Genomic DNA, 12975 nt, shown 5'->3' on the forward strand with positions numbered 1-12975 from the left:
GATTAATCTAAAATAAACAGTGTATTATTTGGCTTGTAATAAGCTAAGCAGTCCTTCGAAATTAGGAACTTGAATCTGCGTATGGGATAATTCCGCAGCAGTATGTGAGGTGGTCATGCCCACGACTTGCATGCCGGCCGATAAGCCCGCTTGAATACCTTGAAGGGAATCTTCTACCACCCAGCAGTGGGCAAAGGGTACTCCTAATAAATCAGCGGCTTTCAAATAAATTTCCGGATCAGGTTTTCCCTTTGTCACTTCGGCTCCACCCACGATGGTTTGAAAAAAGTGACGGATACCTAAGCCATCCACGATGAAATCTATATTTCCTTGGCCTGCTGAAGTGGCCAAAGCACAAGCTATTCCTTGCTCTTGTAAACCTTCCAAAAAGGTGATTAAACCCAGTGCTGCAACTCGGTGAGTGGCATAAAAATTACGGTAAATTGTTTCTTTCTTTTCTTCAAAATGCGCTATTTCCTCACGAGACATGGAACGGCCATATAGCCATTCAAAGGTATCTTTGGAATTCATCCCATTCAGCTCTTGGTAAAACACTTCTCGAGTTAATGGAATACCGTGTTGCTCACAAAACAATAACCAAGCATCTACATGGTAGGGTAAATTATCTACCACGACTCCGTCCATATCCAATAAAATCGCTGCAATAGGCATCTTTATACTGTTAGTTGTAGGCCGTCATAAGCCAAATATACATGAGGAGGTAATTCTTTTTGAACTTCGGCATGCAAGCCCATTTGATGGCTAATGTGAGTAATGTAGGCACGCTCTGGCTGTACTTTTTCTATCACCTCTATGGCCTCATCCAAGGTAAAATGTGAAATATGGGATGTCTTTTTTAGGGCATTAATGACGAGTACTTTTGAACCTTTCACTTTTTCCAATTCCTCATCTGAGATATAATTGGCATCGGTGATGTAGGTAAAATCTCCAAAACGAAAACCTAGCACATCCAACATATAATGACGTACCAAAATAGGCTGAATCTTGACACCCATTATTTCAAAAGCATGGTGACTGATAGGGAAAGTTTCAATTTCTGGAACTCCAGGATATTTATTCTCTCCAAAAGCGTAAGCAAATTCTCTTTTCAGCTGATCAATTACATTGACCTGAGCATACAAAGGAATACTGGATTTTTGAACATAATTAAACCCCCGTAAATCATCCATGCCAGCGGTATGATCTTTGTGTTCGTGGGTATAAATGACGGCATCGACACGTTTAATCTGTGCGCGCAGCATTTGCTGGCGAAAGTCGGGGCCCGTATCAATGATAAAACTTTTTCCTTGGGTTTGAATGTGCATGGAAACCCGCAAACGCTGATCATGCTGATCTGAAGAAGTACAAACTTCACAAGAACAGGCAATCATGGGTATCCCTTGGGAGGTACCCGTACCCAAAAATTCTACCGAGATCGGCGACATGCCGTTATTCTGTTAATGCTTTAACTTGAGATACAAGTGCATCAAAATTCAAAGGTTTAGCTAAAAAGTCATTAAATCCTGCTTCTTTGAAATCTTCCATACTGTAATTTCTAGCATTACCTGTGATAGCAATCATCGGGATGTTGGATTTAGCTGAATCTCCCAAAGCACGTACGGCTCTTGCGCATTCCATTCCATCCATTACGGGCATGTTAATATCCAAAAGAATAATATCGAAATCAGCTTTGGCTAATTCGTCCAATACTTGTTGTCCATTCTTCACTGCATGAATTTCAAAGTTTTGAAACTCCAATATTTTTCTAGCTAAATTTTGAATGACCGAACTATCCTCTGCAATCAATACTTTTTTCATAACACAATCTTGTTAAAATGGCTTAGGGGCATATGCCCATAATGGGGTAAAAATAACCAAAGCATTGAGGAATTCAAATGAATTTTTGACATAAAAAAAGCGAACCTGTTGGGTTCGCCTTTTTTTATAATTCAATTTATCTATTTTACATAGAAAGAAACCGAAGTTTTATCCCAATCTAAGGTCACCTGACCTGTTTCTGAAACTCCAATGGTGAACTGCTCTGTCTTAGCATGCTCACTTGGTTTAGCTGTCACTCGTAAAGCATCTTTATCTGCTTTATATGTATAAGCTCCCCACATTTTTGCCTCTTTATTGAAAATAATTGTCCACTCGCTAGAACCAGGGATGGATAATAAAGAATAAACACCTTTAGCTAATGGCTTACCTTGAACTAAGACATCATTTGAAAATTCAATGGTCGTAGCTTCGTTGGCACCCGTTCTCCAAACTTCTCCATAAGGGACTAAAGCTTTTTGTTCTTTAGTACCAAATACCAAACGGTCTTTCACGGATGGTTTAGCGTACTTAATCAAAACCTGGGTATTTCCCACTTTTTGAGAAGCTACAGCTGGTGGCGAAGCAGGGCTTTGTGCCAAGGCTCCAAAACTTATAATACAAGAAAGAATAACAAGAAGTTTTTTCATGGTAGTGTTTGTTAATTTTTAGACCTACAAATTAAGCCAATAATTTAATTTTAATACTATGGAACGATTTCTAATATGAAAATTCTCGGGTAAATAGTTGTCCGTATATACTAAAAATAAGTCCGAAGCTGGTTTATAACGCCATTGTAAACGAGCATTTAAGTTCATGTTCTTGGTTTGTTGATTCAACTGAAAAAAGGTGGTTAAAAATAACTTATTCGTAAAAGTAATGTCCACTTTAGGTCTTACTATCCAAAATTCAGAGGCTGAAATGATTTTCTTCGTACTGCCATCTGCTTGTAATACAGGCACTTCGACGGCCCAAATATCATTGTAATCCAAGGCTACTGAAATCCCGACATGTGGCTGAAAACGGTATCCTAATTCACCCGTAATACCCGTTCTATATCCATTGCCATAATAACCCCCAAAACGAGAAGTCATGGAGTAGGTAAACAATTTGATGGGTGAAGAGATGTATCCCAAACCCACCGATCTCCAGGTGTGTTCAGACCCTTTTTTCATAGGAACATTTCCCATACGGGTAGGATCAAAATCATATAATAAACGAACGTAGTCGTAGCCATGGAAAGCAGAGAAGCTCGACTGATCTTTCATTCTACCTTCTAAGGCTATATAGGTTGTATTATCTGTCAAACCTCCCGAATTATTCCAAAAACTTAAGCTATTCAAACGAATTTGGGCATAAAACAAGGGGCTTATTTTACTTTTTGGATAATATATTTTTCCTATTTCCGGGTTGATATTGGTGTAATTTACACGAGGCACATAACCCACTTCAGGATTGTAACTATCCCCTACCCACTGGTGTTTCCAACTCATGATCCAGTTATTGTCTTTATATGCCAAAGAGGCTGCATGAGCAAAATTATTGGCTTTGGCATCTGGGCTTATCGACTGGTAATAAAAGATTTTTCCTGTCCAAAAATTATTGGATGAAGCTAAATTATACTCCACTCCTATGTTTCTATTGAATTCAGCGAATCCATTTTGACGCTGTAATTCAGTATCAATGAAGGATTGTTTATTGATCATGAATATTCCAATATTGGAACGAGCAAATAATTTTCTTTGCAAGGCCACCATGGAATAATTTTGCGTCGGTACTCCTTTATCGTCGATTCGCTGAGATTGCACATTCAATAAGCCGATTCTCCAGTCGTTGGTTAATTTACCACTCACGCGAGCTCCATAAGTAATGGGCGTTTGTTCATAAATCCCTGTGCGGGTGTTTAATGCTAAACCAATCCGACGAGAGAAAAATGGTCGAATGGTTTCCGTTCCAAAGCCATCAAACAAATCGGAATTTTCAATGAAGAATTGGCGTTTTTCTGGATAAAATAATTCAAAACGATCTAAATTGGTTTGTTGACGGTCCACATCCACTTGTGAAAAATCGGGATTGATGGTTAAGTCCATGTTCATACTGGAACTTAATGCCACCTTGATATCTCCTCCAATCTGTTTTCTAAAGCTCGTCGGGTCTTGGGTTTCATAATTACTGGTCAACCCGGATAAGACATAAGGAATCACTGAAATATTTTGCTTAGGAGCTGGAGGAGGCGTTTCCCACAACAAAACACCTGAATAGGCCAATGAGGCCGTAGGGAATTGTCGTGGTACAGGTGCCCATGCCGATTTTTCCTTGGCTTGTAAGTCCAATCGACTGAAATTGATTCCCCAGCGAGTACTGTTGTTTTTGTAACGAATGGATTTAAAAGGAATGGCTGCTTCCCAGATCCACGATTCTTTATTGTAGGAGGTAGAAGACTCCCACTTATTATCCCAGTTCAAGTTTACTTTGGCTCCTTCCGACATTTGCCCGTCCCACTGTGCGCCGGCGGCATTGGCACCAAAGGAAAAACCTGTGGTTTTATCATCAAAGGTGTCTATAAAGACCAAAAAATTATCATTAATCCCAAAACTAAAATCACGCTTTAGTGATTCTACCACGTAGCGAGATTGGTCTTTCAAAAAACATTCAGCAGAGATGTATAAGTATTTATCGTCATAGGTCATGCGAACATCGGTACGGACATTGGAACATAAGGTATCTGTCGGGTTGCACATCACAAAATCACTCACTTTGGCGGCTTCTAACCAAGCTGCCTCATCCAACTTGCCATCCATTTTCAGGGATCCTTTGGCTGGCTTAATGAGCATTTGAAATATTTCGTTTCGTTTGGCTGTTTGAGCTAGAGAAGAAAAAGTTGTCAGCGTAACTAGTAAGAGGAAAAGTTGCTTCATATATGGTTTTTGTAAATCAATCAAGCGCAATTTAGCCAAATTAAACGGAAGCCTAGGTAGGTCTTATGGGGCAAAGTCTGGCGGAACATGGAAATAATTCTAGAGTTTTTTTAATCCAATCGACAAAAATCCTTTTGCTTGTTTTATTTTTGTAGCTAGTACTACATTATCGCAACGAATTATGGGAAGAGCTTTTGAATTTAGAAAGGCAAGAAAGTTTAAACGCTGGGGTCAAATGGCCAAAACGTTTACAAAAATCGGTAAAGACATTGTTATAGCCGTGAAAGCTGGTGGAGCAGATCCAACTGGAAACTCACGCCTAAGAGCCATCATTCAGAATGCCAAGGCAGTGAATATGCCGAAAGACAATGTGGAACGTGCCATTAAAAGAGCCATTTCAAAAGATCAGGAGGATTACAAGGAAATTGTTTACGAAGGATACGCGCTGCATGGCATTGCTATTTTGGTAGAAACCACGACGGATAATATCAATCGTACGGTCGCGAATATTCGCTCATCCTTTACTAAATGTGGAGGTAGCTTAGGGACTCAAGGTATGTTGGATTTTATCTTTACCCGCAAATCTGCCTTCAAGATTGCTTCGAAGCCGGAGATTGATTTGGAAGAGCTGGAATTTGAATTGATTGATTTAGGTGGGGATGAAGTATTTTTAGATACGGAAACCAACCAAATCAATATCTACGGGGAGTTTACGGCTTTTGGTGCTCTTCAAAAATACCTTGAAGAAAAAGGATATGAATTGTTAGGGGCTGATTTTGAGCGTATCCCAAATGAGACAAAAGAATTAACAGATGAACAAGTGGCGGACGTTGAAAAATTAATTGAACGCTTGGAAGAAGATGATGATGTTCAAAATGTTTACCACAATATGGGCTAAACCAAGCCTTAAAAAGCACCTCCTGATAGGTGCTTTTTATTTTTTACCCTCTTGCATCTTGTTGGGTCAAGTCCCGACTTATCAATTTCAATCTTTAAGCGGCGTCAACACCGCCGCTCAGGCCTATTTTAAAAAACAGCTCTTAGGAACTAAGGGAAATGCAGATTTTTATCTGCAAATACTCCTCAAAGAATTCGACTTCCAATCGAAGGATACATTCAAGTTCCAAGCCGAAATTTATGTCACCCGTGATTCTATTTTAGGTCCGCAACTACTGTATACTTATAAAAGCCAATTTAAAACCCAAGGATTTAAAACGAAATCGGGTCATTGGGAAGAAATGGCACAATTAAGTTCTCAAAGTCTAAAATCACAATTTGCCATTTGGTGGAAGAACAATTGGGATAAAGACCCCAAATTAATCCAAGAAGTTCAGGTAGAATTTTTACCGGATTATGTACCAAAGTCCATGGACAAAGACACGGTATTTTTTGGACAAAAAAAATTGGATTGGACCGATTTTACCGCCAAACCCTATCCTGGATCCCGTTTTGCGGCACAAATTTTCAGCAACTTTGAGTACCATGCGGTACCCAGAATAGAACTAGGAATACTCTACCTACCTATACAAGTAAAAGTGTACATGCTTCGCTCCTATTCCTGGAAAAAAGAAAATCTTCCTGATAGGGCCTTGGACCATGAGTCTACCCATTTTAATATCACCCAAAAGGCTGCCAATCAATTTAAGGAAGAAATCAAGCAAAAGAAATTAAGACCGCTTTGGTATGAAAGTGAGCTACAATGGTGGTTTTTAGATGCCTATCGTTGGATGAACAGTATGCAAAAAATGTATGATGAAGCTACGCAACATGGCATCAATGCTTCAGAGCAAGAAAAATGGAATGAAAAATTTAAATAATTAGATAAATTTCTACATTATAGTTCTACTTCAGATAGATATGCTTTAGCTTTCTTCGCATCAAATCGGTATAAATACGGTGCTTTATGAGCCCCTCCCAGATAACGCTTCTCTAGTCGAACCAAAATATCCATGCTTAAAATCTTTCTTTGGAAATTAGTCCGCACCAATTTTTTTCCTAAAATGGTTTCATAGACCTGTTGCAATTCCGACATAGTAAAAGTTTCCGCCAATAAATTAAAGGCCAACAATTTTTGGTCCAAAGACCAGCGTAATCTTTCTAAAGCTCTATCGATGATGGCTCGGTGGTCCAAAAACATGGGAGGAATGTCGTAAATATCATTCCAAGAAAACTTATCAGACATTTGACCCAAACTAACCTTGACTTTGGAGAAATCGACCAAAGCATAATAACCAATGGAAATGTAGCGGTCAGAAAGAAAGGATGTATCTACGCCTGAATCGCCTATTTTCTCTTGAATTTTAGCATGCTGCTGGATCGCATCATGGTTTCTCTTAACATCACCAAAGGTATAAAACTGCTCCAGGTATATATCTTTTAAGCCTGTTCTTTCAAACAAAACTCTACTTGCCGCTTGATCAATATCTTCATTGGATTTCACAAATCCTCCAGATACAGACCAAACATCCGTATTCTTAAACTTTAAAAGAAGCACTTTTAGTTGATTTTCATGAAATCCAAAAATCACACAATCCACCGAAATATGAGGTAACCAATTCACTCCTGAATATTCTTTCGTCATAAACGTAAAATTTAAGGATGTTTTTGAATAAACTCATGAATTTGCTTCACGAATAGTAGGTATCCCTTTTCATTCAAATGCAAGCGATCCGCAACAAATACATCATCCATCAAACTGCCATCGCCACGAAAAAATGGGCTCTGCATATCGATATAAAAACGACTCTTCTCTTTGGAAACTATTTGTTGAATTCGGGAATTCAAATCTCTTTGCTTATCCAACATGCTTAAACGGGCTAAACTTGGTCTAGCAGCAATAAATACCAATTTTGTGTTTGGCAATTTTTCTTTCAGCCTTCTAGAAAACTCAACAAATTCTTGTGCGATAAATTCTGGGCTTTGGCCTTTGGCTAAATCATTATCTCCCTCATACATAAATACCCAAGCTGGTTGGTACTTGACTACCATGCGATCAAAGTAATACAAGGCTTCTTCTAAGGTAGAACCACCAAAACCTCGGTTGATGGAAGGATAGGCTGCCATGTCTTGATCAAAACTTTTCCAGAGTCTAAAGCTTGAACTTCCTAGAAACAAACGCAGGTTTTTAGCTGGCATAGCCAATGAATCTTGAACTTCATAGGCCTTTATTTCTTTTTCAAATTTGTTGATTTGTGCAAAAATGCTGGTGCTGATAAGTAAAAAGCAAGCAAGCAAAAGTTGTTTTTTCATGCTTATTCGTTAGGATAGACTAAACCTATCTGTTTTCTAATGTCATCTAATAATCCCATTAACTCTTGACTAAACTGATGCGTCATCCATTTGTTTTCTAGTCGATCTGCTCGTAAATCCGCTTGCACCGCTTCTGCTTCATAGGAATAACCCCAGCCCTTGCGCTCACATGCAAATTCTTCTACTTCTCCGTTTTCTAAGGTCAACGTGATACCAAAGGTCTCATGAAAGCGAGAATGCATCAATATTTTACCTTGACTACCATAAATAGCGCATGTGGTATCCGTCTGCGCTGCTAAGGTAGAAAATAAGGTCGCCGTAGCACCACTTTCATAACTCGTTGCGATGGAACAATTCATATCCACTCCCGTAGGTGCCATGGTTCCAGTCGCTAATAAGGTTTTAGGCTGTCCTAAAAGCAATTTGGAAATAAATAAAGGGTAAATTCCAATGTCCATCAAAGACCCACCCGTTAAAACGGGGTTGAATAAACGACTCTCTACATCGTATTCCGCTTTAAATCCAAAGTCGGCCGCCACATGGCGAATTTGACCAATCTTACCTGACTCGATGATCTCCAATACTTTGGCTACTGATGGATGGAATCTGGTCCATAATGCCTCCATTAAAAACAAGTTCTTTTCCTTGGCTTTTTGTATCATTTCTGAGACTTGTCGGCCGTTTACCGCAAATGCTTTTTCGCATAAAACGGGGATTCCTGCCTCCAGGCACAACAATGTATGTGTATGATGTAAACCATGTGGAGATGCCACATACACCACATCAATCAATCCACTGGAAAGCATATCTTCATATGAACCAAAGGCCTTTGAACCAGGATAATGAGAAGCAAATTCTTCTGCACGATGTATATCTCTAGAGGCCACAGCTGTGAGTTGGGCATCCGACACAAAAGCTAAATCATCAGCAAATTTGCGCGCGATTTTTCCGCAGGCGAGTATTCCCCAACGGATGGAATTTCCAGGATTAATCATTTTCTTCTAATTAAATAGCGTTCAAGGTTTGTATCAATATCTCCACCTGTTCACTAGAAACGGCAGGGAAATTTGCAATTCTTATTTGTGTTTCTTTCATTTTGCCATATCCTGCCCCCACGATCATACCAGAGGTATCTTTCACTTTTTGAATGACAGTCCCGGCTGCTTCATGGCAATTCAAAACTACAACAGTTTGAGAACGATGTGATTCATTCTCAACAAAGGCTTCAAAACGATCTGATTTCTTCGCAAAATCATAGAGAGCCTTCGCCTTGCGATCGGTTTCCTTGCGGATTTGGTCCACACCGATACGATTAAAATCTTCCGCCACTTTACCCAACACATAAATACCCATGACATTGGGAGTCTCAGGCGTTTCAAACTTCCTGTAATTTTCCCAAAGACTAGGTAATGAATGGTAGGTCCCTATCACACCTTCGTGTTTTTTCATTCGTTCTGCTTTCTCCAACATGGCCTCATTGGCTATCCATACCCCTAAACCAGCAGGCATACCAAAGGCCTTTTGAACAGAGAAAAAAGCCGTATCCACTACATTAAAATCTAGATTGGTATAAGGTGCTGAAGATACCATATCCACCGCCAAGAACTTATCCTTATTTGCTTTTTTCAGTTTATGGATTTCTTGAGATCGCATTTGCACGCCAGAACTGGTTTCATTGGCAGTTGCACAAATTAACTCGGCGTACTCGGGTACTTGCACATCAGAAGCATCGAAACCCTCACCAAATGGCTTGTGGGCAGCATGTGCATATTTATGAAGCTCGAGTGCAAAATCAAAAAACTTTTTAGAAAATGAGCCATTCACTAAGTGAAAACATTCATGCTCCACCGTATTCATGATGATACGTTCCCAAATTTCTGTAGCTGATCCCGTAAAAAGTATGGCATTGTTTTGCTTAGGTAAATTAAATAAAGTCCTTAATTGCTCATCGGCATGTTGGTAAATTTTCCTAAACTGGGCTGAACGATGCGAAATAGAACCAATGGACAAGCGAAAAGCCTCCTCATAATGTTTTTGAACAGTAGGGTAAAGTGCCGCTGGGCCAGGGGTAAAAAATACGGGCTGCATCATAAATTTTAATAAAGCATTCTAAACTTAATGGTATTCTCAATCAATTTCAATTCATTGACTATTTCTTCGGAATATTCTTTGGCTACATCCGTAATCACATAACCTGTTTTTTCGGTTGTTTTCAGGTATTGACCAATGATGTTAACCTGATATTTAGCAAACACATTGTTTATTTGTGCCAAAATTCCTGGCATATTATGGTGGATATGCAAGAGTCGATGTGCGTTTTCCAATGGAGGTAATTGTAATTCAGGGAAGTTCACCGACCCATAGGTACTACCATTGTTCATAAACTGCAACAATTTGGCAGGAACAAACTCGCCAATATTCGCTTGTGCTTCCTCTGTAGAACCTCCAATGTGCGGAGTCAAAATAACATTGGGTAAACCGCGCAGCTCATTGATGAATTCTTCATCGTTGGTCTTTGGCTCAAGCGGAAACACGTCAATCGCAGCTCCCCACACTTTACCCGATTTTATAGCCTCTACCAAAGCAGGGATTTCAACCACATGACCTCTCGAAAGATTCAAGAAAATCACATTGTCTTTCATCCAAGAAAACTCTTGCTGACCAATGATGTTGCTATTCACCTTTCTACCATCCACGTGCAAGCTCACAAAATCAGCCAAGTTCAATAATTCTTTCAAACTCGAACATTTTTTGGCATTACCTAAGGCCAATTTGTCGACGGTATCATAAAAATACACTTCCATACCTAAGGCTTCGGCAATCACGGAAATTTGAGTACCTATATTTCCGTAACCTACTAATCCTAATTTCTTTCCACGAATCTCGTAAGAATTTGTCGCTGATTTATCCCAAACACCAGCATGCATACGTGTGGATTTCTCGAAGATATTACGAGTCAGCATCACCATTAAGCCAATGGATAATTCCACTACAGAACGTGTATTGGAATATGGTGCGTTGAAAACAGCGATACCCCGATTTTCACATTCTGATAAATCAATTTGGTTAGTGCCAATACAGAAAGCTCCCACGCACATTAAACGAGCTGCGTTTGGATGTTCCAATACTTTTTTGGTCAAATTGGTTTTGGAACGTAAACCTAGAATAGACACGTCTTTGATTTTTTCAATCAATTCGGCCTCATCCAAAGCTCCTTTTAACAATTCTACTTGGAATCCTTCTTTCTTAAATGCTTGTACTGCATGAGGATGCACATTTTCCAAAAGGAGAACTTTGATCCTAGATTTTGGATAAGACTGAGCGCGGCTCAATCCATTGATATATAAAAACTCATCTAATGAGGGCACCACATGGTCAGCTTTCTCCACCACCACTTTGCGAGATACGTTTTCCGTAAAGGCAAAAAACTTATTGGCTAAACCCGCCTCACGCAATTCATAGTCGGTATACCCATCTCCAATCACATATACTTCTCCTTCTAATTGCAAGGATTGCAAAAGGCTTACTTTACCACGGTCCTTCGACAATAAATTATCGTGATCGTAGCCCGTGATATTGCCTTCAGCATCGTAATTAAAGGTATTGGCAAAAACATTGTCAGCCGGTATGCCTAATTCTCGAACAACAGGTACGATGAAATCCTTAAAACCGCTAGAGACAATTAGAATTTGCTCCGCATGTTCTTGAATAAACTCTTTATTTCGATTGAAAGAATCAGAAATTTTACCTTTCAAGAAAGTGATTAGTTGATCTACGTGGCTACGGTTGGCCGACAAAAGGGCCACACGATCCCGTAATGAATCAGCGAAAGAATAGGAACCTGTCATCCCTTTTTCGGTAATTTCCCGAATTTTGGAGACAATCTCCTTCTGTTTCGGGTTTCCTTGTAAGGCGATATTCGCCAACTCATCTAGCCCTTCTACTTGGGTAAAAGTGCTATCAAAATCAATCACAATGTGCAATGGCTCCAACTGTTTATTAGACATAATTAATCGTTTCTTTATTCAAAAACCAATTCATTGCCCGTTGTTCCGACCACAAGGTTCCTCGATAATCTGAAGGATAGAATCCACAATGCCCACCTTGAGTGGGTAATTCCAAAAAGACATTTTCCCAGTTTGATGCCTGAGATGCGGGAAGGCATTCGGGCGATAAAAATGGATCATTTTGGGCATTCACTACCAGTGTAGGAACCTGAATTTTATCTAAAAAATACAGCGCACTATTTTGTTCATAATAGTCTTCCGCATCTTTAAAACCGTGCAATGGACCCGTAATCACATCATCAAACTCCCTCAATGTTTTGATTCTTCTCAGAATAGCCACATCGACAGCCGTGGGAAATAGCACGGCTTTTTCTTTTGCTTTAGATAGAAGAGTTTGTAAAAATCGATGAGTGTAGAGTCCATTTTCTCGTCGTGCCAACTTTCGGCTACTACTTGAAAGGTGCAAAGGTACGGAAAATGCTACAGCTTTTCGAATCAAATTTGGATGATTTTGCCCCTGTTCACCTAACCATTTTAAGGTGAGATTTCCTCCCAAACTAAAACCTGCCAAATAGATATGTTTAGCACCTCGGTTAACACAGGTTTGAATCACTTCTTCTAAATCATCGGTGGCACCGCTGTGATAAAAACGCAACTTCGTATTCATCTCTCCAGAACAAGATCGAAAGTTCCAGGCCAAGGCATTAAAACCCTGAGCTACCATGGTTTTCACTAGTCCTCTCACGTATTGCGCTTGACTACTTCCTTCTAAACCGTGAGAAATAATGATCAAAGGCTTGTCTGACAAAGGTCCTTCGACATACCAATCCAGATCTACAAAATCCTGATCGGACAAAATCAATCTTTCCCGATGTGGAATCGGTTGGGAAATTTTACGAAATAAAGCCGTATACATACTTTGTGTATGTCCTTCGGGTAACCAAAAAGGTGGCTGATAGCTAGGTTCTGATTGAATTAAAGGCAAG

13 protein-coding genes are annotated in these 12975 nt (G+C 39.6%); 2 read left to right on the top strand and 11 right to left on the bottom strand.

Translation table 11 applies throughout. The features are described 5' to 3' along the window. Positions 1 to 24 precede the first annotated feature (24 nt). The 5 genes from U0R11_RS01065 to U0R11_RS01085 form a co-directional block, all read right to left on the bottom strand. Positions 25 to 672: an HAD family hydrolase gene (locus U0R11_RS01065; protein WP_406749399.1), complete on the bottom strand. Its 648-nt coding sequence runs from the start codon at positions 670 to 672 to the stop codon at positions 25 to 27. A 2-nt stretch (positions 673 to 674) separates the two neighbouring features. Continuing rightward, complete coding sequence (locus tag U0R11_RS01070) at positions 675 to 1436, bottom strand: MBL fold metallo-hydrolase (RefSeq protein ID WP_406749627.1); 762 nt, start codon at positions 1434 to 1436, stop codon at positions 675 to 677. A gap of 13 nt (positions 1437 to 1449) precedes the next feature. After that, the gene (locus tag U0R11_RS01075) at positions 1450 to 1818 is read right to left on the bottom strand and encodes a response regulator (protein ID WP_406749400.1); all 369 of its coding nucleotides are present in this window, start codon (positions 1816 to 1818) and stop codon (positions 1450 to 1452) included. Between the two features lie 140 nt (positions 1819 to 1958). Continuing rightward, positions 1959 to 2465 carry a DUF2911 domain-containing protein gene (locus U0R11_RS01080; RefSeq protein ID WP_406749401.1) on the bottom strand — a complete coding sequence of 169 codons (507 nt, stop codon included), beginning with the start codon at positions 2463 to 2465 and terminating at the stop codon, positions 1959 to 1961. A 24-nt stretch (positions 2466 to 2489) separates the two neighbouring features. Beyond that, complete coding sequence (locus U0R11_RS01085) at positions 2490 to 4733, bottom strand: DUF5916 domain-containing protein (protein WP_406749402.1); 2244 nt, start codon at positions 4731 to 4733, stop codon at positions 2490 to 2492. 181 nt (positions 4734 to 4914) lie between these two features. Here U0R11_RS01085 and U0R11_RS01090 point away from each other — a divergent pair, with 181 nt between their 5' ends. Together U0R11_RS01090 and U0R11_RS01095 are read left to right on the top strand one after the other, a co-directional pair. After that, positions 4915 to 5631, top strand: a complete 717-nt coding sequence (locus tag U0R11_RS01090; RefSeq protein WP_406749403.1) for a YebC/PmpR family DNA-binding transcriptional regulator — start codon at positions 4915 to 4917, stop codon at positions 5629 to 5631. Continuing rightward, the gene (locus tag U0R11_RS01095; protein WP_406749404.1) at positions 5609 to 6550 is read left to right on the top strand and encodes a hypothetical protein; all 942 of its coding nucleotides are present in this window, start codon (positions 5609 to 5611) and stop codon (positions 6548 to 6550) included. Before U0R11_RS01090 ends, U0R11_RS01095 begins: the two co-directional genes overlap by 23 nt. Positions 6551 to 6567: 17 nt before the next feature. Here U0R11_RS01095 and U0R11_RS01100 read toward each other — a convergent pair whose 3' ends face one another. From U0R11_RS01100 to U0R11_RS01125, 6 genes are read right to left on the bottom strand one after another with little or no spacing between them, the layout of a single operon-like run. Then, complete coding sequence (locus U0R11_RS01100; RefSeq protein ID WP_406749405.1) at positions 6568 to 7314, bottom strand: NUDIX hydrolase; 747 nt, start codon at positions 7312 to 7314, stop codon at positions 6568 to 6570. A gap of 11 nt (positions 7315 to 7325) precedes the next feature. Further along, the gene (locus tag U0R11_RS01105; protein WP_406749406.1) at positions 7326 to 7982 is read right to left on the bottom strand and encodes a GDSL-type esterase/lipase family protein; all 657 of its coding nucleotides are present in this window, start codon (positions 7980 to 7982) and stop codon (positions 7326 to 7328) included. 2 nt (positions 7983 to 7984) lie between these two features. Further along, a complete protein-coding gene (locus U0R11_RS01110; protein ID WP_406749407.1) occupies positions 7985 to 8977 on the bottom strand; it encodes a Gfo/Idh/MocA family protein in 993 nt (330 codons plus the stop codon). Between the two features lie 10 nt (positions 8978 to 8987). Then, complete coding sequence (locus tag U0R11_RS01115; protein WP_406749628.1) at positions 8988 to 10070, bottom strand: aminotransferase class V-fold PLP-dependent enzyme; 1083 nt, start codon at positions 10068 to 10070, stop codon at positions 8988 to 8990. A gap of 8 nt (positions 10071 to 10078) precedes the next feature. Next, positions 10079 to 11989: a phosphoglycerate dehydrogenase gene (gene serA, locus U0R11_RS01120; protein WP_406749408.1), complete on the bottom strand. Its 1911-nt coding sequence runs from the start codon at positions 11987 to 11989 to the stop codon at positions 10079 to 10081. Continuing rightward, positions 11982 to 12974, bottom strand: coding sequence for a YheT family hydrolase (locus U0R11_RS01125; RefSeq protein WP_406749409.1), 993 nt, complete (start codon positions 12972 to 12974; stop codon positions 11982 to 11984). Before U0R11_RS01125 ends, serA begins: the two co-directional genes overlap by 8 nt. Position 12975: the final 1 nt, after the last annotated feature.

It is taken from the genome of Aquirufa salirivi (assembly GCF_045310485.1).
GTDB lineage: Bacteria > Bacteroidota > Bacteroidia > Cytophagales > Spirosomataceae > Aquirufa > Aquirufa salirivi.

What these genes read in the sequence shown, in the direction of transcription:
- U0R11_RS01065 (WP_406749399.1), bottom strand. Translation starts at nt 672, where the DNA reads ATGCCTATTGCAGCGATTTTATTGGATATGGACGGAGTCGTGGTAGAT.
- U0R11_RS01075 (WP_406749400.1), bottom strand. Translation starts at nt 1,818, where the DNA reads ATGAAAAAAGTATTGATTGCAGAGGATAGTTCGGTCATTCAAAATTTA.
- U0R11_RS01080 (WP_406749401.1), bottom strand. Translation starts at nt 2,465, where the DNA reads ATGAAAAAACTTCTTGTTATTCTTTCTTGTATTATAAGTTTTGGAGCC.
- U0R11_RS01085 (WP_406749402.1), bottom strand. Translation starts at nt 4,733, where the DNA reads ATGAAGCAACTTTTCCTCTTACTAGTTACGCTGACAACTTTTTCTTCT.
- U0R11_RS01090 (WP_406749403.1), top strand. Translation starts at nt 4,915, where the DNA reads ATGGGAAGAGCTTTTGAATTTAGAAAGGCAAGAAAGTTTAAACGCTGG.
- U0R11_RS01095 (WP_406749404.1), top strand. Translation starts at nt 5,609, where the DNA reads ATGTTTACCACAATATGGGCTAAACCAAGCCTTAAAAAGCACCTCCTG.
- U0R11_RS01100 (WP_406749405.1), bottom strand. Translation starts at nt 7,314, where the DNA reads ATGACGAAAGAATATTCAGGAGTGAATTGGTTACCTCATATTTCGGTG.
- U0R11_RS01105 (WP_406749406.1), bottom strand. Translation starts at nt 7,982, where the DNA reads ATGAAAAAACAACTTTTGCTTGCTTGCTTTTTACTTATCAGCACCAGC.
- U0R11_RS01110 (WP_406749407.1), bottom strand. Translation starts at nt 8,977, where the DNA reads ATGATTAATCCTGGAAATTCCATCCGTTGGGGAATACTCGCCTGCGGA.
- U0R11_RS01115 (WP_406749628.1), bottom strand. Translation starts at nt 10,070, where the DNA reads ATGCAGCCCGTATTTTTTACCCCTGGCCCAGCGGCACTTTACCCTACT.
- serA (WP_406749408.1), bottom strand. Translation starts at nt 11,989, where the DNA reads ATGTCTAATAAACAGTTGGAGCCATTGCACATTGTGATTGATTTTGAT.